This is a genomic window from Levilactobacillus huananensis, assembly GCF_003946145.1.
Taxonomy (GTDB): domain Bacteria; phylum Bacillota; class Bacilli; order Lactobacillales; family Lactobacillaceae; genus Levilactobacillus; species Levilactobacillus huananensis.
Map to the genome: position 1 here is coordinate 40,612 of NZ_RHOC01000011.1, position 24,311 is coordinate 64,922.

General features: G+C 47.4%; 28 protein-coding genes. 25 read left to right on the forward strand and 3 right to left on the reverse strand.

Going from position 1 to position 24,311, the window contains the following annotated elements; genetic code table 11:
* Positions 1-186: 186 nt before the first annotated feature.
* The 13 genes from EKM71_RS08890 (at position 187) to EKM71_RS08950 (ending at position 9,263) form a co-directional block, all read left to right on the forward strand.
* A complete protein-coding gene (locus EKM71_RS08890) occupies positions 187-729 on the forward strand; it encodes a YqeG family HAD IIIA-type phosphatase (protein WP_125574241.1) in 543 nt (180 codons plus the stop codon).
* Positions 710-1,852 (forward strand): ribosome biogenesis GTPase YqeH, encoded by a 1,143-nt coding sequence (gene yqeH / locus EKM71_RS08895; RefSeq protein WP_125574242.1) that lies wholly within the window; start codon positions 710-712, stop codon positions 1,850-1,852. The genes EKM71_RS08890 and yqeH overlap by 20 nt, the downstream gene beginning before the upstream one ends.
* Positions 1,853-1,856: 4 nt before the next feature.
* Positions 1,857-2,180, forward strand: coding sequence for a ribosome assembly RNA-binding protein YhbY (gene yhbY, locus EKM71_RS08900; RefSeq protein WP_125574243.1), 324 nt, complete (start codon positions 1,857-1,859; stop codon positions 2,178-2,180).
* A 14-nt stretch (positions 2,181-2,194) separates the two neighbouring features.
* Positions 2,195-2,827 (forward strand): nicotinate-nucleotide adenylyltransferase, encoded by a 633-nt coding sequence (locus EKM71_RS08905; RefSeq protein WP_125574244.1) that lies wholly within the window; start codon positions 2,195-2,197, stop codon positions 2,825-2,827.
* On the forward strand, positions 2,820-3,449 hold the full coding sequence (gene yqeK / locus EKM71_RS08910; RefSeq protein ID WP_125574245.1) for a bis(5'-nucleosyl)-tetraphosphatase (symmetrical) YqeK: 630 nt from the start codon (positions 2,820-2,822) through the stop codon (positions 3,447-3,449). Before EKM71_RS08905 ends, yqeK begins: the two co-directional genes overlap by 8 nt.
* 13 nt (positions 3,450-3,462) lie before the next feature.
* The gene (gene rsfS / locus EKM71_RS08915; RefSeq protein WP_125574246.1) at positions 3,463-3,825 is read left to right on the forward strand and encodes a ribosome silencing factor; all 363 of its coding nucleotides are present in this window, start codon (positions 3,463-3,465) and stop codon (positions 3,823-3,825) included.
* Entirely contained in the window at positions 3,822-4,565 is a 744-nt protein-coding gene (locus tag EKM71_RS08920; protein WP_125574248.1) for a class I SAM-dependent DNA methyltransferase, read from the forward strand. Before rsfS ends, EKM71_RS08920 begins: the two co-directional genes overlap by 4 nt.
* A gap of 4 nt (positions 4,566-4,569) precedes the next feature.
* Positions 4,570-5,739, forward strand: a complete 1,170-nt coding sequence (locus tag EKM71_RS08925; RefSeq protein WP_125574249.1) for a nucleotidyltransferase — start codon at positions 4,570-4,572, stop codon at positions 5,737-5,739.
* 52 nt (positions 5,740-5,791) lie between these two features.
* Complete coding sequence (locus EKM71_RS08930) at positions 5,792-6,346, forward strand: YceD family protein (protein WP_125574251.1); 555 nt, start codon at positions 5,792-5,794, stop codon at positions 6,344-6,346.
* 67 nt (positions 6,347-6,413) lie between these two features.
* On the forward strand, positions 6,414-6,602 hold the full coding sequence (rpmF, locus tag EKM71_RS08935; RefSeq protein WP_057877966.1) for a 50S ribosomal protein L32: 189 nt from the start codon (positions 6,414-6,416) through the stop codon (positions 6,600-6,602).
* Between the two features lie 121 nt (positions 6,603-6,723).
* A complete protein-coding gene (locus EKM71_RS08940) occupies positions 6,724-7,551 on the forward strand; it encodes a Cof-type HAD-IIB family hydrolase (RefSeq protein ID WP_125574253.1) in 828 nt (275 codons plus the stop codon).
* Positions 7,552-7,556: 5 nt separating this feature from the next.
* Positions 7,557-8,195: an HAD family hydrolase gene (locus tag EKM71_RS08945; protein ID WP_125574254.1), complete on the forward strand. Its 639-nt coding sequence runs from the start codon at positions 7,557-7,559 to the stop codon at positions 8,193-8,195.
* A gap of 426 nt (positions 8,196-8,621) precedes the next feature.
* Positions 8,622-9,263 carry a matrixin family metalloprotease gene (locus EKM71_RS08950; protein WP_125574255.1) on the forward strand — a complete coding sequence of 214 codons (642 nt, stop codon included), beginning with the start codon at positions 8,622-8,624 and terminating at the stop codon, positions 9,261-9,263.
* Between the two features lie 66 nt (positions 9,264-9,329).
* Here EKM71_RS08950 and adhP read toward each other — a convergent pair whose 3' ends face one another.
* Positions 9,330-10,346, reverse strand: coding sequence for an alcohol dehydrogenase AdhP (gene adhP / locus EKM71_RS08955; protein WP_125574257.1), 1,017 nt, complete (start codon positions 10,344-10,346; stop codon positions 9,330-9,332).
* Between the two features lie 416 nt (positions 10,347-10,762).
* Between adhP and EKM71_RS08960 the strand changes: the two genes are divergently transcribed.
* The 3 genes from EKM71_RS08960 to EKM71_RS08970 all read left to right on the forward strand — a co-directional run bounded on the left by EKM71_RS08960 (position 10,763) and on the right by EKM71_RS08970 (position 13,645).
* On the forward strand, positions 10,763-11,449 hold the full coding sequence (locus EKM71_RS08960) for a response regulator transcription factor (RefSeq protein ID WP_057877962.1): 687 nt from the start codon (positions 10,763-10,765) through the stop codon (positions 11,447-11,449).
* On the forward strand, positions 11,446-13,083 hold the full coding sequence (locus EKM71_RS08965; RefSeq protein WP_125574258.1) for a HAMP domain-containing sensor histidine kinase: 1,638 nt from the start codon (positions 11,446-11,448) through the stop codon (positions 13,081-13,083). Before EKM71_RS08960 ends, EKM71_RS08965 begins: the two co-directional genes overlap by 4 nt.
* A 157-nt stretch (positions 13,084-13,240) precedes the next feature.
* Entirely contained in the window at positions 13,241-13,645 is a 405-nt protein-coding gene (locus EKM71_RS08970) for a YxeA family protein (protein WP_125574260.1), read from the forward strand.
* Between the two features lie 208 nt (positions 13,646-13,853).
* On the opposite strand, the gene yidC is transcribed toward EKM71_RS08970, so the two are convergent.
* Both yidC and EKM71_RS08980 read right to left on the reverse strand, forming a co-directional pair.
* On the reverse strand, positions 13,854-14,759 hold the full coding sequence (gene yidC / locus EKM71_RS08975; protein ID WP_125574261.1) for a membrane protein insertase YidC: 906 nt from the start codon (positions 14,757-14,759) through the stop codon (positions 13,854-13,856).
* A gap of 103 nt (positions 14,760-14,862) precedes the next feature.
* On the reverse strand, positions 14,863-15,135 hold the full coding sequence (locus EKM71_RS08980) for an acylphosphatase (RefSeq protein ID WP_125574263.1): 273 nt from the start codon (positions 15,133-15,135) through the stop codon (positions 14,863-14,865).
* Between the two features lie 110 nt (positions 15,136-15,245).
* Between EKM71_RS08980 and EKM71_RS08985 the strand changes: the two genes are divergently transcribed.
* From EKM71_RS08985 to EKM71_RS09025, 9 genes are all read left to right on the forward strand, one after another.
* Positions 15,246-16,013, forward strand: coding sequence for a TrmH family RNA methyltransferase (locus EKM71_RS08985; RefSeq protein WP_125574265.1), 768 nt, complete (start codon positions 15,246-15,248; stop codon positions 16,011-16,013).
* A gap of 121 nt (positions 16,014-16,134) precedes the next feature.
* Positions 16,135-16,632, forward strand: a complete 498-nt coding sequence (locus EKM71_RS08990; RefSeq protein WP_057877956.1) for an HD domain-containing protein — start codon at positions 16,135-16,137, stop codon at positions 16,630-16,632.
* 33 nt (positions 16,633-16,665) lie between these two features.
* Entirely contained in the window at positions 16,666-17,031 is a 366-nt protein-coding gene (locus tag EKM71_RS08995) for a winged helix-turn-helix transcriptional regulator (protein WP_125574266.1), read from the forward strand.
* Between the two features lie 386 nt (positions 17,032-17,417).
* Positions 17,418-18,464 carry a phenylalanine--tRNA ligase subunit alpha gene (locus EKM71_RS09000; protein WP_125574268.1) on the forward strand — a complete coding sequence of 349 codons (1,047 nt, stop codon included), beginning with the start codon at positions 17,418-17,420 and terminating at the stop codon, positions 18,462-18,464.
* A gap of 9 nt (positions 18,465-18,473) precedes the next feature.
* On the forward strand, positions 18,474-20,882 hold the full coding sequence (gene pheT / locus EKM71_RS09005; protein ID WP_125574270.1) for a phenylalanine--tRNA ligase subunit beta: 2,409 nt from the start codon (positions 18,474-18,476) through the stop codon (positions 20,880-20,882).
* 138 nt (positions 20,883-21,020) lie between these two features.
* A complete protein-coding gene (gene mltG / locus EKM71_RS09010) occupies positions 21,021-22,178 on the forward strand; it encodes an endolytic transglycosylase MltG (protein ID WP_125574271.1) in 1,158 nt (385 codons plus the stop codon).
* A 3-nt stretch (positions 22,179-22,181) separates the two neighbouring features.
* The gene (gene udk, locus EKM71_RS09015) at positions 22,182-22,865 is read left to right on the forward strand and encodes a uridine kinase (protein ID WP_125574273.1); all 684 of its coding nucleotides are present in this window, start codon (positions 22,182-22,184) and stop codon (positions 22,863-22,865) included.
* Between the two features lie 215 nt (positions 22,866-23,080).
* Positions 23,081-23,557: a transcription elongation factor GreA gene (gene greA / locus EKM71_RS09020; protein ID WP_125574275.1), complete on the forward strand. Its 477-nt coding sequence runs from the start codon at positions 23,081-23,083 to the stop codon at positions 23,555-23,557.
* 344 nt (positions 23,558-23,901) lie between these two features.
* Complete coding sequence (locus EKM71_RS09025; protein WP_125574277.1) at positions 23,902-24,207, forward strand: HesB/YadR/YfhF family protein; 306 nt, start codon at positions 23,902-23,904, stop codon at positions 24,205-24,207.
* The last annotated feature ends 104 nt before the right edge of the window (positions 24,208-24,311 follow it).

A 24,311-nucleotide genomic window follows, 5' to 3' on the forward strand; every position in this document is an offset into this window, starting at 1 on the left:
TTAGTACGGAGCTGGGCTTGAGGACAGAAAGCGCCTTCTATTCCAGTGCGACGCGGTCTGCGTTCTAACGCTTGAAATTAGCCGTGGATCCCGGCTGTTACGAGTGGTAAAATAGGCCGGAATTGCGTATAATTAAATGCTAGACAGCCGGTAACGGCAATTGGACGAAGGGGGGCAGTCACCCGCATGGTATCCAGATTCAAGCCAACGTGGATGGTTACGAACATATACGATTTGACACCGGCTCAACTACGGGCTAATGGGGTCAAAGCGGTGTTAACCGACCTAGATAATACGCTCATTGCTTGGAATAATCCCGATGGGACCCCCGAGTTACGTCATTGGTTGACGATGCTTGAGATGGCCGGAATTCAGGTGATTGTGGTCTCAAACAACAGTCGTGCTCGGGTTGACCGAGCAGTAGCACCATTTGATTTACCCTATGTGCATCGTGCTTTAAAACCGCTCACGTGGGGGATTCGACGGGCCCTACGCCGTTGGCATCTCAACCGCAATGAAGCGGTTATGGTTGGGGACCAAATCTTAACTGACGTCTGGGCTGCGCATCGCAGTGGCGTTAGAAGTGTCTTAGTAAAACCTATTTTGAAGTCGGACGCTTGGGTAACTAAGGGAAACCGGCTCTTAGAAAAAGTTATTTTGTGGCGTTTACACCACAATTATCCAGAATTAACCTGGCAGGAGGATCTTGATGAACGAAAAACACACTGAACCCGTTTTAATTGATGGCGAACCACTTCACTGTATTGGCTGTGGGGCGATCATTCAGACAACGGACAAGACGGCCCCTGGCTATACGCCACAGTCGGCTCTCGATAAGGGACTTGAAAAAGAAGAGGTCTATTGTCAACGATGCTTCCGGTTACGTCATTACAATGAAATCGTACCGGTTGGTTTGACGGACGACGACTTCTTACAATTACTGACTCAGATTCAAGATGCCAACGCGCTGATCGTCTACGTCGTCGATATCTTTGATTTTAACGGGAGTGTGATTCCTGGACTACACCGTTTCGTCGGGGACAACCCCGTCTTATTGGTTGGGAACAAGGAAGATTTGATGCCCCGGTCATTGAAGCGCAGTAAGTTGAAGGACTGGATCCGGCAACGGGCCAACGAACAAGGTATTCGGCCAATGGACGTCGCCCTATTGAGTGCTAAGACCAATCAATCCGTTGACGAGTTACTTCAACTCATCAACAAGTATCGTGGCGATCGGGACGTGTACGTCGTTGGGGTAACCAACGTTGGGAAATCCACATTGATTAACCAAATCATTCGGCAAAATACCGGAGTGAAGGACTTGATCACGACGTCTCGTTTCCCTGGAACGACGTTGGATAAAATTGAAATTCCATTGGATGATGACCACGTCTTGGTGGACACCCCTGGGATCATTCAAAACCAACAGATGGCTCACTTCTTGGATGGTAAGGACCTCAAGATTGTGACGCCACAGAAGCCGGTTAAGCCTAAGGAATATCAACTGAATGACCAACAAACACTGTTCTTCGGTGGGGTTGCTCGGTTCGATTACACCAAAGGACCAAAAGCTGGTTTCACGGCTTACTTTGAAAATAATCTCTACATTCACCGTACCAAGCTGGAGAATGCGGATGACTTTTACGCACGTCAAGTGGGTCAGTTACTGACACCACCGCATGCGGAAAATGTTGATGACTTCCCAGCCTTGGTCGCGCATGAATTTAAAATTACTGAAAAAAGTGATCTGGTCTTTGAAGGACTGGGTTGGATTACCGTTCCCGCCGGCGTCAATGTGACCGGTTGGGCACCAGCAGGAGTCGGCGTTTTAGTACGTCGCGCAATGATTTAATCAAATGGAGGATGACAATTTGCTACGAGGGAAACAGAAACGGTATTTACGGGCTCACGCCCACAACATGCGACCACTCTTCTCAGTTGGGAAGAACGGTCTGACCGAGGCTTGGTTAGACCAATTAACCGGAGCCTTAGAAAACCGAGAATTAATCAAGATTAATCTCCAACAGAGTGCTGACGTTACGGTTGATGAAACCAAGGCCTTTATCGAAGACAACACATCCATTCAAGTTGTCCAAACGATTGGTCGCGTCCTGGTTCTGTACCGGCCAGCAACGGATGAAGAAAACCAAAGAATTTCATCAATCGTTGAAGAGATGTAGGAGGCCTGGCAGTCGTGGTTAAAATTGCAGAGCAAACGAGTACGCAGGTCGCGACGCAAATGGCAGCGACCGCAAAGAAGCGCCGGATTGGTATTCTTGGTGGGACCTTCAATCCGCCACATCTGGGGCACCTCGTCATCGCTGATCAGGTCGCAACTCAGTTAGGGCTCGACAAGGTTTTGTTTATGCCCGATGCCGAACCGCCTCACGTGGACCGCAAGATTGCTATTCCAGCGGCCGATCGGGTCGCCATGGTTAAAGCAGCTATTAAGGATAACCCGCGGTTTGCTCTCGAGTTGACCGAGGTTGAGCGGGGCGGCAAGAGCTATTCGTATGACACGATGTTGCAATTAACCCGGGCTCACCCGGAGAATCAATACTACTTCATTATTGGGGGCGACATGGTTGCCTACCTCCCAAAGTGGTATCGGATCGATGATCTTTTAAAGTTAGTTCAGTTTGTCGGCGTCTGTCGGCAAGGATTCACCCATGAATCACCGTATCCGGTGCTTTGGGTGGATGTGCCCCAGATTGGGATTAGTTCGACTATGGTTCGGGACCAGGTTCGGCGGGGACAATCCGTGCGCTACCTGGTGCCAACGATGGTGGACCTCTATATAAAGGAGCATCTGTTATATCGTGACTGAGTTAAATTATCAGCAGCATATTTTCCCCGGAACTCGGACGGCTCTGGTCACGGAGCTGAAGCAGGCGTTGCGGCCTAAACGTTTCCAACATGTTCTGCGCGTTGAACAGACAGCCATCTCGTTGGCCCAAGCCAACGGTGTTGATGTGGAAAAGGCCAGCATTGCTGGGTTGATTCACGATTACGCCAAGCAACGACCTGATGAGGACTTTTTGGCGGCGATCACGACGTATCATTTGCCAGAAGAACTTCGGCAATACGGCAATGCCATTTGGCATGGTGTCGTGGGAGCGGAGCTCATCAAGCGTGAACTTCACATCTATGATGAAGATGTTTTGAATGCCGTGCGTCACCATACAACGGGGGCTGTCTACATGACCCCTCTGGAACAGATCGTCTACATGGCTGATTACATCGAGCCAGCTCGCGATTTTCCGGGCGTTAAGGCGGCTCGGAGAATTACCGCAGAAAATTTAGGTGCCGGGGTGGCCTTTCAGGCCCAACACACCCTCCAATATTTGGTTGCCCATGGTTTGGCTGTTTACCCGGCTTCACTGGACACCTATAATGCGTGGGTTCCCCGGTATGTAGAAGAATTAAAACAAAACGAAAACAAGTTATGAGAGGAGTGCTTGCATGGATAGCAAGTCAGTACTAAAAATTGCAGTTAAGGCTGCGGATAATAAGCGTGCGGAGGATATGACCGCATTAGATATGACTAAGGTTAGCCTGATGGCTGACTACTTCTTAATTATGGAAGCAACCTCAAGTCGACAAGTCCAAGCGATTGCCGATGAGATTGTGGATCATATGAATGAAAACAACGTCCCAATTAAGGACGTTGAAGGGAAGAATGAGGCTAGTTGGATCTTGATTGATTTGGGTGATGTTATCGTGCACGTCTTCCAACGGGAACAACGTGGTCATTATAACCTAGAGAAGCTTTGGTCCGATGCACCTGAAGTAGACTTGAGCCAATGGGTAGAGGCTGAGGTATGATTTACCAAACCTTTGCCGAGCTTTACGACGAATTGTTTGATCCAGCCATGTACGATCAATGGCTGGATTTTGTCGCCCAACGTGTCGATCCTAAGGACGGAGACCTGTTAGATCTCGCCTGTGGCAGTGGCCGCTTGGGTGTGTTATTAGCACAAAGGGGCTATCAGGTCAGTGGGTTGGATCTCTCCGAAGAGATGCTGACATTGGCTGCGAAGCACGCTGCCGAAGCCGAAGTGACGATGCCCTTGATGGCAGGGGACATGCTGGATCTGTCAATGATTGGCACCTATCAGACCGTGACGTGTTTCGCGGATTCCTTCTGTTATTTGCCCGATCTAGATGCGGTTACACAAGCCTTCCGTCAAGTGCAACAACACCTTGCAGTCGGTGGGAAGTTCCTCTTTGACGTCATTACCCCGCACCAAACAGATGACGTTTATCCGGGGTACATGTACAACTACGTGGATGATGAGCGGGCCTTCATTTGGACCAGCTATGGCATTGAGGATGAACCCCATGCTGCCGAACATGACTTGACCTTCTTTACGCAAAATGAAGAAACTGGTGACTATCGTAAAGTGACAGAACTTCACCACGAACGGACCTATGATCTCGTGGATTATCGCCAAGCCTTGACTCGGGCCGGTCTCACGGTACAACGGGTGAGTGCCAACTTTGGCAACGCCGAGGTAGCACCAGATACGACCCGTTGGTTCTTCGAGGTTACCCGGGAGGCATAGTAAAATGACGTTACACGCAGTGGGGATTGTCGCAGAGTACAATCCGTTTCATAATGGTCATGCCGACCAGATCCGCCGAGCAAAACGCACAACAGGAGCCGATGTGGTGGTGGTTGCGATGAGTGGTAACTGGGTTCAACGCGGTGAGCCGGCACTTATGGACAAGTGGCAGCGAACTCAGGCCGCATTGGCTGGTGGGGTCGATCTGGTGGTTGAACTGCCAAGTGCGATGGCGATTCAACCAGCGAATTTCTTTGCGGCCGGAGGTGTGACCATTCTGAATGCCTTAGGGTGTGATTGGTTGGCTTTTGGGACCGAACACCCAGACATGGACTACGATCGTCTGATGGCAAATATGCCGACGAATTCGGCAACCTTTAAGCGTTACGATCAAACCTATGCCCAATTATTTCAAGGTTATCTCAGGGACCAAACAGGGATTACGCTTGAGGATCCCAATGATATCTTGGGTTTCTTCTATGCAGTGGCCAATCGGCAACAAGGGAGACGCTTACAGCTAGTGCCGTTATCTCGTCAGGAGAGTCAGCATGGCGACAAGACGATTCCAGCGGCGAGCACGTTTGCTAGTGCGACTGCTATTCGTTCTGCGGCCCTTGAACACGACTGGGGAAGCATTACGCCAGTTGTTCCTGCAAACACGCTAACGTTGCTACAGGCTGTTCAACTGACCGACTGGGAGGACTTCTGGCCGGCGTTACAGTACCAACTCGTGAGCGGTCATGTCGCAGATTTACGACAACACTATCAGGTCACAGAAGGTATCGAGTATCGCATGCAGCGCGCAGCATTAGAGAGTACAAGTTTTGCAGGATTTATGCAGGCTGTGAAGACGAAGCGCTACACCTACACGCGTTTACAACGTCAGGCAACCTATCTGTTAGGTCAGATCAAGTCAACAGAGATGGTTGCCAAGCCGCAATATCTACGTGTTTTGGGATATTCGGGTCGAGGGCAGACGTATCTTCATCAGATTAAGAAGCAAGTCTCATTGCCGCTGATTAGCCGAGCTGATCGGGAGTGGTTAAATGGGAAGGGTGCTTTGGATAATCGAATGGGTGAGATTCGGACACTGATTACCGATGTCCCACAGGATTATGGTCGAATTCCCATAAAAGTAGCGGATTCTGATCGACTATCAAGGAAATTACCTTGACATCATTATTTTTGACAGGTATAATTTATCACGTTGCATTGGAGGAATTACGATGAAATGGTCATTGACCGAGCTACGAAGAAGTCACCGTAACGACCCGTTGGTGTTTGATGAGACTTTAGATTTACGCGCCGATTTGATGGAACGATATGGCGAAGAGGTCTTAGACCTCGGTCCCGTTCACGTCAAGGGTCAAGTATCCGTGATTACGGGTGGCGATGTTGTCGTTGACGCACAGGTTACCGCGGACTTAACAGTCCCATCCAGCCGGTCACTCACACCGGTGGACTTACCAGTAGCCTTTAACATGACGGAATTTTATGTATCCGACCCTGAAGCCACGCAACGGTTTGAGAAGACTGATGTAGTGATGGTGGTTAAGGATGACCTGATCGATTTTGACAAGGCCATTGGGGATAACATTATTTTAGAAATTCCGATGCACATTCTTTCAAAAGCTGAAAAGCAAGGTGCCGCACTGCCAACCGGTGATGATTGGGCAGTGGTTGCGGAAGCCGATCTTGCTAAGGTCGAGAAGGAAAATCAATCTGTTGATCCACGTCTTGCAAAGTTAAAAGATTTCTTCCCTGATCAGGATGATCAATAATCGCCTTTGTAAGCCTTAAAAATTTTTTCACTAGTGGATATAATTTTATTAAAAGGAGGTGTTTTCTTTGGCTGTACCAGCACGGAAAACGTCTAAGACGAAGAAGCGTATGCGTCGGGGTCACATTAAGTTGGCTACCCCAGGTTTGACTCCTTGCCCAAACTGTGGTGAATTACGTAAGTCACACATGGTTTGCCCAAGTTGCGGTTTCTACGATGGCCGTCAGGTCGTTGCGGTTAAGAACGCAAACAACTAATTTTTAACGAATTAGTAATAGGAAACTCCCATGAAGTCCGCGGCTTCTGGGAGTTTTTTTGTCATTTCATTTAAAAAACAGGTATAATGACGTCACTGACTATTATCCGAGGAGTGAAATTTTGGGAACTAAATTAATCGCGACCGACTTAAATGGGACGCTACTACACAATGACCAGAGCTTCAATCAGGACCTTTTTAAAGAAACACTACAGGCTCTTGACCAACGGGGAATTCAATTGGTATTGTCGTCTGGCAATCAATTCGCTCACCTGAAACAACTCTTTAAGGACGTTATGGCTGACAACCTGACTATCGTTGCGGAAAACGGAGCGTCTATCTATCTCAAGGGTAAGCAGGTCTTTGATGGCAGTCTGTCGGCTGAACAGGTTCACCAGTTTGTGACGGTTGACCGCCAGCAGGCCGCCTTGGCGAATGCCTACCTCATCTTGGTGGGGCAGAATGGATCTTATACCGAAACAGGTGCGCCTCAGGTTCTTCTCGATGCTGCGGCTAAGTTCTACGACAACCTCCAACAGGTCGATGACCTCGCTACCGTGACCGATCGGATCAAGAAGATCAGCGTTTCGACGTCACCGGGTCAAGCAGCTGAATTGGTGACGGCCCTCAATACCCATTTTAATAGTCGATTACGCGCCCATGACAGTGGTTATGGCGTGGTTGACGTGGTCGGGGCTAATGTTGGTAAACTTCCTGCCGTTCAGTGGTTAGCGCGGCATTTTAACGTGATTGCTGATGACATCATGGCCTTTGGCGATGGGGATAACGATCTTCCGTTGATCAGTTATGCCGGTCAAGGCTGGGCTATGGCCAATGCACCGGCGAGAATTCGGGAAGCAGCGACTCAGACCACCAGTCTTGATAACGAGCATGATGGTGTCTTGCGAACGATTCAAGCGGTGTTGCTAGCAGATGATTTGACGAGGTGAGTGACATGAAGAATTTCTTTTTCGATTTTGACAGTACTTTGGCGGATACCCGTAATGTTGCGGTGTTGTCGACGCAACGTGCTTATGAGGCCCAAGGCCTGGCCGTTCCTAGTCGCGAGGCAGTTGTGAGCTATATGGGTGTGCCTATTGAAGTCTCCTTTGCTAAAATGGCGAAGGAAGACTTGAGTGACCAAGATCTGGAAGACCTCTACACGGTCTTTCGTTCGCAGTATCATGTTACAGAGCAAGAAGGAATTACATTGTTCGATGGCATGGACACGGCCCTGAAGCAATTGGCACAGCGAGGAGCCAATCTCTATGTGGTGTCCAGCAAGCATTCAGTCCCACTTCAACGTAATCTAGACCAAGTAGGTCTAAACACGACGTTTGCGGCGGTGAGTGGGTCTGATATGGTAGACCATTACAAACCGGCTCCAGATGGTATCTGGAACCTGGTGACCCGTTTTGACCTGGACTTGGCAGAGAGTGTCATGATTGGTGATGCCAAGTATGATATCCAGATGGGCCACAATGCAGGTGTGGCCACTGCGGCAGCTATGTGGGGAGCGGCGGATCCCGAGTCAGTTAAAAACGAAAAACCGACGTTTTTACTGAAAACACCAGCGGATCTCCTAAGTATCTAGAGACAATATTAGGAGAGTCAGCTAACGTGGCGTGAGACAGTCTTTCGCCTCAAGTGCTGAACTATTTTAGAATCTGCTCTTAGGTGGCTACCGGCATGATAGTTGATATCAGGCCGTAAGCATGTCTTGTAGGATCTTATCCAGTTAGGGATAAGATCTTTTTTACGACCTAAAATTCAGCGAGTAGGGTCTAAAGGCGACCAGTAATTAACAATTCTTATTAAATTCTCATATGATCGAAAGGTTGCACACAATTGTATTGTCTGTGCGGAAGAAACGTTAAAATATAATAAGACTAATTATTTACTGCCCAGAAATAAAAATTAGATTTATAGGATCTGGGCAATTGGACGAATATCTCTATGGATGCGCATCCGTAGCGGCTAAACTAGTGGTAATCAAATGGACGAGTGAGGGAGATTACTGATGACTAAACGTCGCTGTGGATTGTTAATAATAGCTATTGTGTCCTTCATCTTTTTAATCTGGGAATTCCCACGTAATTTCCAGTCAAAATTTATTCAGGCGGAACACGCCATTCAGACCTTAGAGACGGCAATACCTCGTCCTAAAGATGGTGCGCCAACGCCAATTGAAAAAATTGCGGGGGAACATCCACTGCGACGAACTTATTACTATCATTTCGATGCCAAAGTTCCTAGTGAAGTGCGACCTGCATTTGAGAAGGCCGTTATGGTCTACAATCAGACCGGAGCCGTTCACCTAATTCCGGGGACACCACGAGGACGACAGAATGGCATTACCTTTTTTACCTACCATCGAGAAGCTGATGATCAACGCCCGAATTATTTGGAATTAGGTGAAGGGGGGCCTGAGATTGAGCGGTACGTCGGCCTAGGAACCTATACGATCAATCGGGCCCATGCTGGTATGAACTTGGCCCACCCCCAGACGGGGATTCGGACATCGGTCGCTATTCATGAAGTTGGGCATGCCATTGGTCTCGACCACAGTGAGAGTCGCCGTTCGGTGATGTATCCGATGGATCAGGGACATTTAAAGCTTTCCGCTGCAGATCTCAAGACCTTACATGCGTTATATATTTAAAAAGAACAGCAAAAAGCCCGCTCTGTCACGGAGAGCGGGCTTTTCATGGAAGTATTGAATTCTTAATTATTTAGTGAAGTCGACGACCATTCGGCCAACGATCTTGTTGGCTTTCATTTCGTCAATGATGTCATTAACTTCATCCAAACGACGGGTCTGAACGATTGGGTGAACTTTACCTTCAGCACCAAATTGGAAAGTTTCGGCTAAGTCTTGACGAGTTCCAACAAGGGAACCACGTACGGAGATGCCATCCAAAACAGTCTTGGCGATGTTTAATTCCATATCACCTTGTGGCAAGGCAACGGCAACCAACTTACCATCTGGCTTCAAAGCATTAACGGATTGCGTGAAGGCATCCTTGTTAACAGCAGTGACTTGGGCGTTGTTCACACCACCGACCTTTTCTTGGATCTGTTCAGCAACATTGTTATCATGACGGTTGATCAGAACTTCAGCACCATTGGCTTTAGCAGCAGCTAATTTGTCAGGATTACCGTCCACGGCAACGACATGGGCACCGAAAACGTTGTGGGCGTATTGAATAGCCAAGTTACCTAAACCACCGGCACCAACAACTTCGACCCATTGACCGGGTTTTGTTTCGCCGACCTTAAGGGCTTTGTACATCGTTACACCAGCACAGGTAAGGGAAGTTGCTTCGACTGGGTCCAAGCCTTCTGGGACTTTGACGGCGTAGTTAGCATCAACGATACATTCTTCAGCCATGGCACCGTCAACAGTGAAACCAGAGTTTTTGACGTTACGGCAAAGTGTTTCGCGGCCAGTCAAGCAGTATTCACAGTGACCACAGCCCTTAAAGAACCAAGCGATGGAAACACGATCACCGATCTTTAAGTTATCAACATCATCGGCAACTTGAATAACACGACCGACACCTTCATGACCAATGATTCGGCCAGGTTGCTTACCGAAGTCACCAGCGGCAACGTGTAAGTCAGTGTGGCAAAGACCACAATATTCCATCTTAACTAAGGCTTCACCGTGGGTGATAGGACGCAAGGTAACATCTTTAATATCAACGTAACCGTCAACTGAATCGCGAATAACTGCTGCTTTCATAATTTAAGACTCCTTTTTATTTTGTCTACAAGGCTAGTATACTAAATTCGCTCTCAATTTCAAGTGAAAAAATGAACAAAAAATAAATAATTTTCAAATGCTGCTGTACCAGTCCCCACCGTCATCGGATTAGCAAGATTATACACTGAATAACCTAATGTGAAGCAACGTGCTAGATGGATTTTCCAAAGCAACATCAACAAATGGGTACAACCGGTTGCATTTTCTTAATCACTTTTTCAGCGAGGATGAGAAGTCTTAATAATTAGATAAATATGAAAGGGATGGTGGTTTTCGCATACAATTATGAGAAACTATGATAAAATTAAATGTTGAAATGAATATCGGACGTCCTTGTCGCTGATGGTTTTACGGCGACTCGAACGCAGCTAACTAACCAGAGGAGTTAAAGTGCAATGAGTCGAATTTTAATTATTGAAGATGAAAAAAATCTTGCTCGCTTTGTTGAGCTAGAACTAAAGCATGAAGGCTATGAAACCAACGTGCAGTTTAACGGACGGACAGGGTTGGAAGCGGCCTTGTCACAGGATTTTGATGTGATTCTACTCGACCTGATGCTCCCCGAATTAAATGGGATTGAAGTGGCTCGCCGAGTTCGTGAAGTGAAGAGCACGCCCATTATCATGATGACTGCTAGAGATTCCGTCATCGATCGTGTCTCTGGTTTAGACCATGGGGCTGATGACTATATCGTGAAGCCTTTTGCCATCGAAGAACTCTTGGCTCGAGTACGGGCACTCTTACGGCGAATTCACCTCGAGGGGGAACAAAAGAATACGAAGCAAACCACGGTTAAGTTCAAAGACTTGACGATCGAAAAAGAAAACCGAATTGTTCGACGTGGTGATGAAGTGATTAACCTCACGAAACGAGAATACGAATTACTCCTGGCTTTAATGGAAAACATCAACGTTGTGTTAGCACGCGACGTGCTTTTAACCAAGGTTTGGGGTTATGAATCCGAAGTCGAAACCAACGTGGTCGACGTTTACGTACGTTACCTACGAAATAAAATTGATGTTCCTGGCCAAAAGAGTTATATCCAGACGGTCCGTGGGACAGGGTACGTGATGCGGTCGTGAAAGCAACTGAATTAGAAAAGGAAACGGAAGAACAGCCTAAAAAGCGGGGCTTCCGTCTTTCTTTGAAATGGGAATGGACACTGTCGACTGCACTCGGGGTGCTCGTCATCTTCGCGGTTATCATCATTCTTATTTTTAACAGTTTTATGACGGTGTTAATGCGGCAGGAACGGGCCCATGTGGCAGATTCACTGAATGTCGTCGTAGAACGCTTGAGCAGTCAGAAGAAGACATTGTCGAGTGGCCAAGTTGATGAAGTGTTACGGCCACGGACGGTTTTGGCTGACGAACCAAGTGGCAAAGGAAAAGGGGCTATGCCCTACAACAACGCCATTTTATCGACGTTGTCACGAGATAGTCAGACGGTGACGGTGTATGACACCCAAGGCCGAGTCCTCTATGCCACTGACAAGACGGTGGCACCTTTCAAGGCCTCTTCACACCAACACATTGGGGTCAAGACGATCAACAAGGTCAAGCACCTTGTTGGTCGTATGCCCATCCGCAGTAAGCAAGGAAATCGTTTGTTAGGTTACGTTCAGGTAACCGATAATCTAAAGGATTACCGGGCAACCCAGGTGAAACTCTACCAGGTAGCCTTGGTACTTGGTCTTATCGCAGGTCTAGCGGCAGCCATCTTGAGTTACATTTTGGCGTCGTTTCTACTGCGGCCAGTGGAAGCTATCAGAGAGACCATTCATGCCGTTAGAGAAGATCCGCAGACTGACCGACGAGTACCCGAGATTCGGCATACTGATGAGCTCAGTGACCTAGGAACCCTGTTTAACGACATGTTAGACACGACCCAGGGATATATGGATCAACAACAGCAGTTCGTTGAAGATGTTTCTCACGAGTTACGGACGCCAGTCGCCATCATTCAAGGCCACATGGAAATGTTGGATCGTTGGGGTAAAGACGACCCAGAGGTTTTAGATGAGTCAATTAAGGCTTCTTTACAAGAAACGAAGCGGATGAAGAGCTTGGTTCAAGAGATGCTCGATCTTCAACGGGCCGAACAGATTGAAGTGAACTATACCAATGAGGTGACCAATGTTAGTGAGGTCGTCCAGCAGGTCTACGATAACTTCAAGATGATTCATCCAGACTTTACGTTTATCCTGGATGATGATGTTCATCGTCCAGTTCAGGTGCAAATTTATCGAAATCATTTAGAGCAGATTCTCATTATTCTTCTGGATAATGCGGTTAAGTATACCCAAGCACGCAAGGAAATTCATCTGACGTTCGAGAGCGATATGCGAAATGTCGAGGTGGCTGTTCAAGATTTCGGTGAGGGGATTTCGCAACAGAACATGGATCGGGTCTTCAATCGGTTCTATCGTGTCGACAAGGCACGGTCCCGAACCAAAGGGGGCAATGGGTTAGGCTTAGCAATTGCCAAGCGACTGATCGAAGCCTATCATGGTCGAATTACTATCGAGAGTGCAGTTGGTCATGGTTCTGTGTTCCGGATTTCATTACCTATCTTGTCAGATGCTAAGGCCAAGGTCTTGACTGCCAAGAAGGAACAGGCCCAGGCAATCGCTAATGGTGGGATGCCAACTGGCATTAAGTCCGCTTTGTTGGAAGATGACACCAAAACAGACCATTCGGAAGAACCGAAGTCTTAAAGGTTGTTAAATACAGTTCTAGGAGTCGCGAATGTTTTATTCGCGACTTTTTTGTCGTCAAAAATCGATCATGGGGTTGACAGGTTAGAAAAGAATGGGTATTCTGAGATAGCTAGTTAGTTAGTCTAGTAACTAAGCAACTTGGAGGAGACTATTCATGAAATTTTTAAAAACTTTACTAATCGTTACGGGGACACTCTTGATCCTGCTAGCAATCGGGTCTATCTTTGCCCCAGCCATGACACGTAATCGCGGGAGTGAGATGGCTATGGCACTTGATAACGTTAATCCATGGGTGAAAACCGAAACGGTTTATGCCAATACAACAGCGCAACCCATCAAACACTTCATTGGAGGTGGTGGTGAGGATGAATACACTTATGTGCTGCAAACTTATAACAGACAAGGGAAGTCCCGAAAATTAACGTTTGATGTCCAATGGAAACTCAAACCACATCGATATTTGAAGATTGAAACGAAGGGGCAAAATGTAGAGACATGGGAAGCTGTAGAACAGGAGAAGGTGCCAAGCAGTGTCCAACAGAATCTTATGATGAGTTAGAATGCATTGGATTAAAATGCTGATAATAAGCATTTTGCTATAAGCAACTAAATGCAATGGACACAGAAAAACGCGTCCCCGAGAATGGATGCTCTTGCGAACAATTCATCGGGTGATAGTAACAAGTCAAGCCCAATAAAAGTCCAATATTGTTAGATACAAAAAGGGCCATTACTAGCAATCTAGTAATGGCCCTTTTGGAACACTATTATTTGTGATGTTGTTGCTTACCAGCGTTACGTTGGCGGTTTTTCTGCTGAACTTGCTTCTTAGCAGCTTTAATTTCGGTTGGCTTAACGATAGGAACTTCAACCACTGGCTTCGGATTCTTAGCCATTTGGTCGCTGATTTCACGTCGGATACGAGGCCGGTAGAAGTTAATGATTAAGGTTTGCACACAGGCAAATAATCCACCGACGAAAAAGTAAAGACCTAGACCAGCAGGTGAACTCATCGTGAAGAATAAGATCATGATGGGTGACATTAGCATAGCCGTTTGCATTTGCTTCTTCTGTTCAGCTGGCACACCCAATGTAGAGAGATAACCCTGCAACAGGTAGGCGGCAAAGGACAAGATGGCGAGAATCCAACTTGATTTTCCTAAGGGAATTCCGAAAAAGGCAGCCTTGGAAAGTTCAGGTGAGTACCGGATAGCTGCGTAGAGGGCTGCGAAGATTGGCATTTGAATCAGTAGTGGCAGACAACCGAGACCACCGGTCATACTAATCCCATTGTTCTTGTAGACGGCCATAATCGCTTGACCAGCTGCAGCCTTCTCTTCTTGAGTCTTGGCGTTCTTTTGCATCTCTTGGTACTTGGCCAGTTGTGGTCGAATCATAGAGACTTTTTCTTGTTGAACGGTAGCGCTACGCATCTGGCGAACCATGACAGGTAACAGAACCATTCGGACGAGGAAGGTCAGGACGATGATGGCCCAGCCATAGCTACCACCAAAGGCGTTGGCAAGCCAATCCATGACGTGCTGTCCAGGAATGGCGAGGTAATCGTAGACAAAGCCGTACGGTTTACCATTCTTAGTCTGCACACAACCACTGAGGACTAAGGCCAGTCCCGCCAATGCGGTGGTTACCGAGACTTTTTTGGAAATCTTCATATTTAATTTGAACCCCTTTTAGTAAACGATGTAGAGCGCGTACGCCCCCAAACGACGAAATCGTCATTAACAGTCAACATATTACTTGATCTGACGCCGTTTTTCAAATAATAATCTGGAAGTCGGAAAACTGACGTAAGGGGAGCAAGGTCACGCTGAGTCGATCCACGACAATCCAGGGGGTAAGCCCTCGTTTTAGTTGGACGATGAGCTCGGCGAGTTGGTCTGCTGATCCGGTGACGATTAGTTCTACCTGACCATCACGACAGTTGCGGACCGTGCCGGTCAGGCCAATCTGCTGGGCCAATTGGCTAGCAGACCAGCGAAAGCCGACCCCCTGAACTTGGCCGGAAACCATTATTTTTTGCGTTTCCAAGGTGCATAACCTCCTATTAAAAAAGATTTAAGTTAATCATACCGCGAGTACTCAGGCCTGCCTAGTGGTGTGGTAAAATTAGGAAAAGTAACGGATGGGAGCAAACAACGGTGAGAGAACGGATTACATCGAGTCAAAATAAAAGAGTCAAGCAATGGCGGGCTTTAACCACGAAAAAAGGACGTAAAGTGACACAGACCTACCTCTTAGAGGGCTGGCATTTGGTACAGGAGGCCATCAAGGCACGTCTGCCGCTCACAGCCATCATGGGAACTGAAGAGCAGCTCACGGCACATGAGGGGGCTTTCCCAGCGGTCCCAATTTATGAGCTGACGGATAGTATTGCCCAAACAATTGGGGATACCAGTACGCCTCAGGGAATCTTTGCGACGGCGTCCATGCCTAACGACGATCACGTTGATCCGAAGCAAGCGAGTGGCATTTGGTTATTTTTGGATCAGGTTCAGGATCCCGGAAACATTGGGACTATGGTGCGAACTGCTGATGCAGCGGGTCTGACTGGCGTTGTCTTGGGGCGTGGAAGTGTCAGTCGTTTTCTACCCAAGGTCCTGCGTTCCATGCAGGGAAGTCAATTTCACATTCAGCTGGTTGAAGGTGATCTTCACGATTGGATCACAGCCTTTACGGGCCGAGGCCTGCCCGTCTATGGAACCAATCTGGATCCACAAGCTAAGGACTATCGTGATGTGCCTGGTCTGAGCCAGGGGGCCATTGTCATGGGAAATGAAGGCAATGGGATGGCACCTGATCTGCAGCGGATGACCACACAGAACCTTTACATTCCGATTAAGGGACAGGCGGAGTCATTGAACGTCGCTATTGCCGCTGGGATCGTCATGTTTCGGTTGGCTGAATAAGGTTAAGAAAGGGTTAACCACGGTCGATCGCAAGCAATTTGGTTGCTTTTTACGTCAAAGGCAGTATGATATAGTGTAATTGAGAGAAAAAATCATAATCTATATGAAAAGGAAGCATTCTATGAACAAACTTACTTGGCGTGATGACCCCGAGTACCTTGCCTTAGTTTCTGACTTGTTGGAAAAGGAGCCGGTCCAACGCCTGGCGAATTACACCCAGCACCACCATTCGACACGCTTGGAACATTCTATTTCGGTGTCGTATAACAGTTATTTGATTGCGAAGAAACTTGGTTTGAATACCCGGGCCACTGCACGGGGTGGTTTGCTACATGATCTCTTCTACTATGATTGGCGGACGACGAAGTTTAACTTAGGGTCCCATGCCTTTATTCATCCACGGGTGGCTTTACGTAATGCTGAGAAGCTGACGGACTTAAGCCCGATGGAAAAGGACATTATTTTGAAGCATATGTGGGGGGCAACCTTGGCTATGCCGAAGTACCGGGAAAGTGCCATTGTGTCTTTGGTTGACGATTACGAAGCTGTTCATGAATTTTGTGGGCCAGCTCGTAAGCGTGTCCACACGTTGGTTGAAAAGTTAACGCCGAACGCCTAGTTTCGTTGAAACGCGGATGGAGGCGAGTTAAATATGCAAATAGTACCGTCAAACACAGCCACGGGTTCCGGAGTGGACTTCTCACTCTGTCCGCGGTTTGAACGAACCTTTTCCTTCCTGGGAAAGAAGTGGAATGGCCTCATTATTGAGGTGCTTCTGCAGGAAGGGCCACAGCGGTTCCGGGATTTGGCCCGGAAAGTTCCCCGCTGTAGCGACCGTGTGTTAGTTGAGCGGCTTAAGGAGTTAGAGATTAATGGCGTTATCTTACGCCGGACTTTTCCTGATAATTCGTTGATCGAATACGAGTTGACGACTAAGGGAGCCGAGCTTAAGGATGTTATGACTGCCATTCATGCCTGGTCGGACAAGTGGTCTTGCCCCATTGAGGAAGACCAGTAGGTGTTGACAGCGACACCAAAATTCGCTAGGCTATGACATGTAATAATTTAAAGACGATGATAGAAAAGCAGTAGCCGGTGCAATTTGTCAGGAAGAGTTTGCCGTGATTGGAAGCAAACTTCAAATTACTTGGGTGAATTCAGTTCTTGAGTTGTAATCGGGAGTCACGGTGTCGTGATGAATGATTGACCGGTGAGTGACCGTTATCACTTCTGAGTGTGGTTGGTGCTTTTTGAGCGCCGACTGAATCAGGGTGGTACCGCGAAGCTTCGTCCCTAGTTATGGGGACGGAGCCTTTTTTTGTGGGTAAGGGGCCAATTATGGTGCCAGATCCCGGTGCAGAGTCGATAAATAGTGAGTACAACTAGATAAATGGAGGATGACGTATGTCGTTAAAAGATAAACTCAGCGAGCTGCGGCAACGCGGTTTAGCAGATATCAAGCAGTCAACAGATTTAAAAGACGTTAATCAAGTGCGTGTCCAGCTGTTAGGAAAGAAGGGGCCTATCACCGAAGTTCTTCGGGGGATGCGGGACCTGGATGCTGCTGAACGACCAAAGGTAGGGGCATTTGCCAATGAAATCAGAGATGATTTGACCGCTGCGTTGACGCAACGTAAGGCAGAATTGGAACAAGCCGTATTGAACGCACAATTAGCTAAGGAAACCCTCGACGTTACTTTACCTGGAACGCCGGTTGCCAAGGGTGAACCCCATGTGATCCAACAGATTGTGGACCAGATTGAGGACTTATTCTTGGGCATGGGTTACCAAGTCTTGAGTGGTCCTGAAGTCGAAGAAGACAAGTACAATTTCGAAATGATGAACCTCCCTAAGAACCATCCAGCACGTGATATGCAAGATACTTTCTACATCACCAAGGATATTCTGATGCGGACGCAGACTTCACCGATGCAAGCCCGGACACTAGAAAAGCATGATTTCAGCAAGGGACCGTTGAAAATGATCTCTCCAGGGGTGGTTTATCGACGCGATACCGATGATCCAACACACTCTCACCAATTCCATCAGGTGGAAGGATTAGTTATCGACAAGCACATCACCATGGCTGATTTAAAGGGGACGTTGCAGGTCCTGGCGCACGAATTATTCGGAGACAAGTTTGACGTGCGGTTACGTCCAAGTTACTTCCCATTCACTGAACCATCAGTCGAAGCCGATATTACCTGTTTCAACTGTGGAGGTAAGGGTTGCAAGGTCTGCAAGAACACCGGTTGGATCGAAGTTTTAGGTGCCGGTATGGTTCATCCGAATGTCTTGAAAATGGCTGGCGTGGATCCCGATGTTTATGGTGGATTTGCTTTCGGAGTCGGTCCCGATCGCTTTGCGATGTTGAAGTACGGTGTTGATGACATCCGAAACTTCTACCTCAATGATGTCCGGTTCCTCACACAATTTACGAAGAAAGGATAGTCGCCAACCATGAAGATTTCATACAATTGGATTAAAGAATATTTAGATTTAGATGTTAAGCCCGTTGACCTGGCCGAAAAGATTGAACGGACCTCCGTTGAAGTTGACGATGTAATCAAGCCCAGCGATGGTTTGAAGAAGATCGTGGTCGGCCACGTCCTGTCAGTTGAGGCCCATCCGGATTCCGATCATTTGCACATTTGCCAAGTAGATGTTGGGGAAGCTGAACCCTTACAGATTGTTTGTGGGGCTCCTAACATTGCTGAAGGGCAAAATGTGATCGTGGCCTTACCTGGCTCACGGATTGCCAACAACGTGAAAATTAAAAAGTCTAAGATGCGCGGTGTCCCATCTGCTGGGATGATCTGTGCCTTACAAGAAATTGGCTTCAGTGAGGATGTTGTGCCCAAGGCTTATGTCGAAGGTATTTACGTTCTGCCAGAAGATGCGACTCCTGGGGATGCTGTATACGATTACTTGGGCATGAATGATAGCCTGATTGATCTTGATGTGACGCCTAACCGTGGCGATATGTTAAGTCTTTATGGGACGTTGCATGACCTGGCTGCCATTTACGACAAGCCAATCGATTTAGATCATCCAGCGGTCAAAGAAGATGGCGCTGCGATTGATGATCAACTGGCCGTTCACGTGGATGAGACGTTATCTTCACAATATCGGATGCGTTTGGTGAAAAACTTGAAGTTGGGGCCAAGTCCGATGTGGCTGCAGATTCGTCTGTGGAACGCCGGAATGCGGCCAATCAACAACGTGGTTGACATCACGAACTATATCATGTTGAAATACGGACAACCGTTGCATGCTTTCGATTATGATAAGTTTGCCGGTGAAGATGTTTACGTACGAACTGCTAAGGCTGGCGAAAAGTTAACAACCTTGGATGAAAACGATCATGATCTCGACGAAAATGATATCGTCATTGCCGATCAAAAGGGTCCGATTGCCTTAGCAGGCATTATGGGTGGCTTGGATGCCTCTATTCATGACGGGACGACCACGGTAGCGATTGAATCTGCCGTCTTCGAACACGACCATATCCGAAAGGCTGCACAACGGCATAACCTCCATACGGATGCTTCACAACGCTTCGAACGTGGTGTTAACCAAGCTGGTGTGCAAGAAGCCCTGGACGCTGCTGCTCAGCTGATGAATGAACTTGCCGACGGGGAAGTCCAAAAAGGCTCTGTGGTTGGGAGTAGCAACATTCCTGAACCCGCTGTTATCACAATCACGCTGCCTCATGTCAACGCCATTCTCGGAACAGAATTGACTATGGACCAAGTTGCCCATATTCTGGAAAGCTTAGGATTCAAAGTCGTTATCAGCGCAGAGACGTTGACCGTGACGGTTCCGGTTCGTCGTAATGACATTCACATTCCAGCCGACCTACTGGAAGAAATTGCTCGGATTTATGGATACGATCAATTGCCAGCGACGTTGCCTACTGGCCGGATGACGATGGGTTCTCTGACGACCAAACAACGCTTAGTGCGGGCTACTCGTAAGTCTCTGGAAGGTTTAGGCCTCAACCAAGCCATTTCTTATGCTTTAACGACGGCTGATAAGGCTAAGATGTTCATGATGCAGGCCAGTGAAACGACTGAATTGGCTTGGCCAATGACGGTGGATCATGCCGTTTTACGGATGAACCTGATTACCGGATTGTTAGACGACATTGCCTACAACTCTGCTCGAAAGGTTAAGGATGTGGCCTTGTATGAACAAGGTCGGGTCTTTTATCGTGAGGATGGGCAAGACCGTCCTGCAGAAGAGGAACATATTGCTGGTGCCATCACTGGGACGTTACTTCCAGCAGCCTGGAATCAACCAGCTCAACCCGTCGACTTCTTCCAAATGAAGGGGATTGTAGCGGCGTACCTCAAGGATATGGCAGTTAATGGTGACGTGACCTACGTCCCAAATGCTGACATGCCAGAGATGCATCCAGGACGGACCGCGGATATCTTAGTTCATGGTCACCGGATTGGTTTCTTAGGTGAGGTTCACCCATCAATTGCTAAAAAGTTCAAGGTCGGGGCAACTTACGTCTTCGAATTGAACCTGCAGGCGATTGTAGATATGCCAAAGCAAGAGAATCAATACGATGTCATTTCTCGTTATCCAGCAATCACCCGTGATATTGCGATGTTGGTGGATAATGACATCACCAACGAACAGATCGTAGCGCTAATTGAACGCCGCGGCGGGGCCTTCCTCCAATCTGTCAAATTGTTTGATGTTTACGATGGTGTTAAAGTGCCTAAGGGCAAGAAGTCCTTGGCCTACACGTTAACTTACCAAGACAAGCACGAGACGCTGGTGGATGACGCCGTGACCCAAGCTTTTGACAAGGTGTCAAAGCATCTTGAAGAAGATCTTGGTGCCGAAATTCGTTAATTTATTGACTTTAGACGCGTTTGATTCTCACTTGAGAGTTAAGCGCGTCTTTCCTATAAGGCTTAAAGATTACAATTTTATCAAAGTAGCGCTTTCATGTTTCCGTGAGCCGGGAACTTCTGTATAATGGAGTGGACTATGGCAAAGAACGGAGGAAATAAGTTGGATAATGACAAAAGTCCGATCCCGTCACGGCAGGATTCGGGTAACAAACGGTCGTTTGGCCACAAGATTATGGTCGGGGTGATTAGCCTGATAGTAATTTTAGCTGTTGTAATTGGATTCTTCGGGTATCATTTCTTCCAGACGGCGTTAAAGCCAATGGATACAAAGAATACCAATGTGGTACAGGTTCACGTTCCCCTGGGCGCCACATCCAATAAGATTGGCCAGATTCTTCAAGATAAGAAAGTCGTCAAGAGCGGCATGGTGTTTAACTACTATGTTAAATCCAACAAGTTCACGAACTTTCAGGCCGGTTATTATCAACTCAAGCCCTCAATGACTTTGCATCAGATTGCCAAGCAATTGCAGAAGGGTGGTTCGGCTGAACCCATCCAAAGCACTGCGGGCAAACTTTTAGTTCGTGAAGGGGAAACGGTGGACCAATTAGCCGCCGAAATTCCAATTCAAACGGACTTTACGAAAACAGAATTTCTCAAGCTTATGGGTGATGAGACCTTCTTCAATCAGCTTGCCGAAAAGTATCCAGAACTGTTGCATTCGGCTAAGGCGGCAAAGAACGTTCGTTACCGGCTAGAGGGTTATCTGGCACCGGCAACTTATGAGGCCGGAAAAAAGATGACACTCAAGCAGATCGTGACCCAAATGGTCGCTAAGACGAATCAAAACCTGCAGGGCAACTATGCAACGATTAAGAAGCAAAAATACAGTGTGCAGGAAGTTTTGACGTTGGCCTCATTGGTTGAACGTGAAGGGGTATCACAAAACGATCGTGATAAGATCGCGGGCGTCTTCTTTAACCGGCTGAAGGCAGGGATGGCATTACAATCGGATATTTCCGTTCAGTATGCCTTGAAGACCACCAAGAAGACGTTGACCTACAAGGATCTGAAGAAAAAGTCACCATACAACCTGTACATTCACACAGGTTTTGGTCCTGGACCTTTTGATAATCCTAGCACTTCGTCGATTACGGCAGTGCTTCACCCGAAGGATCGGAGCAAGGGGTATTACTACTTCATTGCCAACACCAAGTCGGGGAAGGTTTACTTCTCAGAAACATATGCCCAGCACCAAGCATTAACCAGTTCATTAGCAAGCGATAATAAATAAAGGATGGCGACAGATTTGGCAGGAAAAAAGCGACCGATCATTATTGGGGTTACCGGAGGTTCCGGGAGTGGGAAGACCACTGTTAGTCGGGCAATCTTCAATCAATTGATTGGGCATTCGATCATGATCTTACAACAGGATTCATACTACAATGACCAATCAGAGATGACCATGGAAGAACGGGCAGCCGTGAACTACGACCACCCACTGGCCTTCGATACAGACTTGTTAATCAGTCAGTTACAACAACTGCTTAACTACCAACCAATTGAAAAACCAGTCTATGACTACAATCTTTCGACGCGAAGTACCAAGACCATTCATCAGGAACCACGCGATGTCATCATTTTGGAAGGTATTCTGATCTTAGATGACGAACGTCTCCGGAACCTGATGGATATCAAAGTCTTCGTTGATACGGATGATGATATCCGGATCATTCGTCGAATTGAACGAGATATGAATGAACGGGGCCGCTCCCTGGACTCCATCATCCAACAGTACTTAGCGACGGTTAAGCCAACGTATCATCAATTCGTAGAACCTACGAAGCGATATGCCGATCTTATCGTGCCAGAAGGTGGCGAGAACCAAGTGGCCATTGACCTCTTGGTCACGAAAATTCGGGCTATCCTCGAAGCTAATGGGAATCACCAAGTTTTTGACAATCCAGACACAACCATATAGAATAGGACGGGTTAGCTGCAACCGGGCTAACCTTTTGTGAACTTAACCAAAACTCAGTGTGTAAAAGGGACGACTAGCCGGTCAACAGTAAGGCCGTTGATTCGGCATCGGCGGCCTTTTTAGCACACTTTTCGGTGAGATAGCATCGACAGAGACTAGTGCCCGGTCGTTTGACAGGGCGACTAAATTAAAATTAATAATTAGGGGTGTTCAACGTGGCACAAGATAAAATGTATCCAATGACTGAAGAAGGTAAAGAAAAGCTCGAAAATGAACTCGAAGACTTAAAGATGGTTCAACGGCCTAAGGTTATCGAACGTATCAAGATTGCCCGGTCATACGGGGATCTTTCCGAAAACTCTGAATACGAATCAGCCAAGGATGAACAAAGTATGTTAGAAACTCGGATCAGTACCGTTGAACGGATGATCCAATATGCCCAAATCATCGATAACGATGGGACTGACAAGGACGAATTAACGGTGGGTAAGAAGGTTACCTTCAAGGAATTACCAGATGAAGAACCTGAAGAATACACCATTGTGGGTGCTGCTGAAGCCGATCCTATGGCTGGTAAGATCTCGAATGACTCCGCCATTGCCAAAGGCCTGTTAGGCCACCGTAAGGGTGATGAAGTGACCTTCCCAACACCTGGTGGGGATATGTCCGTTAAGATATTGGACGTGGAATAACCAAGAGCGTGTCAAACGGCGTTTAGCTGGTGAGCGGAACTGGCTGCCTGTTAGCGCACGTTTCAACAATCTGAATTCAAAGCGAGTTGGGCTGCCCTATTAGAGGGAACTCAGTTCGCAAAAACTAATTTCACAGCAAGTCTAGGGGAAGCGACGATTGTTGCTTCCTTTTTTTATTGGCAATAAGTGTGAACTTGTGATAGCCTCCACAAGCAGAAGGGTGGCAATGGGGTGGAACTTCCGCCATAATGAAAGCGTAACCATTGCCTTGCGCATGTTGGGTCGAGCATGGTATAAATGGTGATGAAAGCGAATTCATTAAACGGTAAAGGGAGTCCTACGACATGAAGATTACGGTGACTGATACGGCTAGTAAGTGGTTCCGCGACGAGATGGGTATGACTGGCCGCGGTGTTCGGTTCTTCGGCAAGGTGTACGGGAAGACCCCCGTACACCAAGGCTTTTCACTGGGGATGACCCCAGATGATCACCCCCGTGATCCGATCGTGACGGAAACCAAGGATGACGTGACCTACTACATTACGGAGGGCGATGAATGGTTTTTCGTGGGGTACGATCTGACAATTGATTATGATCCTGAAACAGATGGACCGACCTACATTTACCAGGCTAACGGTGAGTTGGATTAAGTTTGGTTAAAAAAGGTCTCAGCGAACTGCACTAGTACCTGTCAAGTTGACAGTTGAAATAATATAATTTTTAGTATTGCTTAGGCGGCTTCATCGCGGTATTC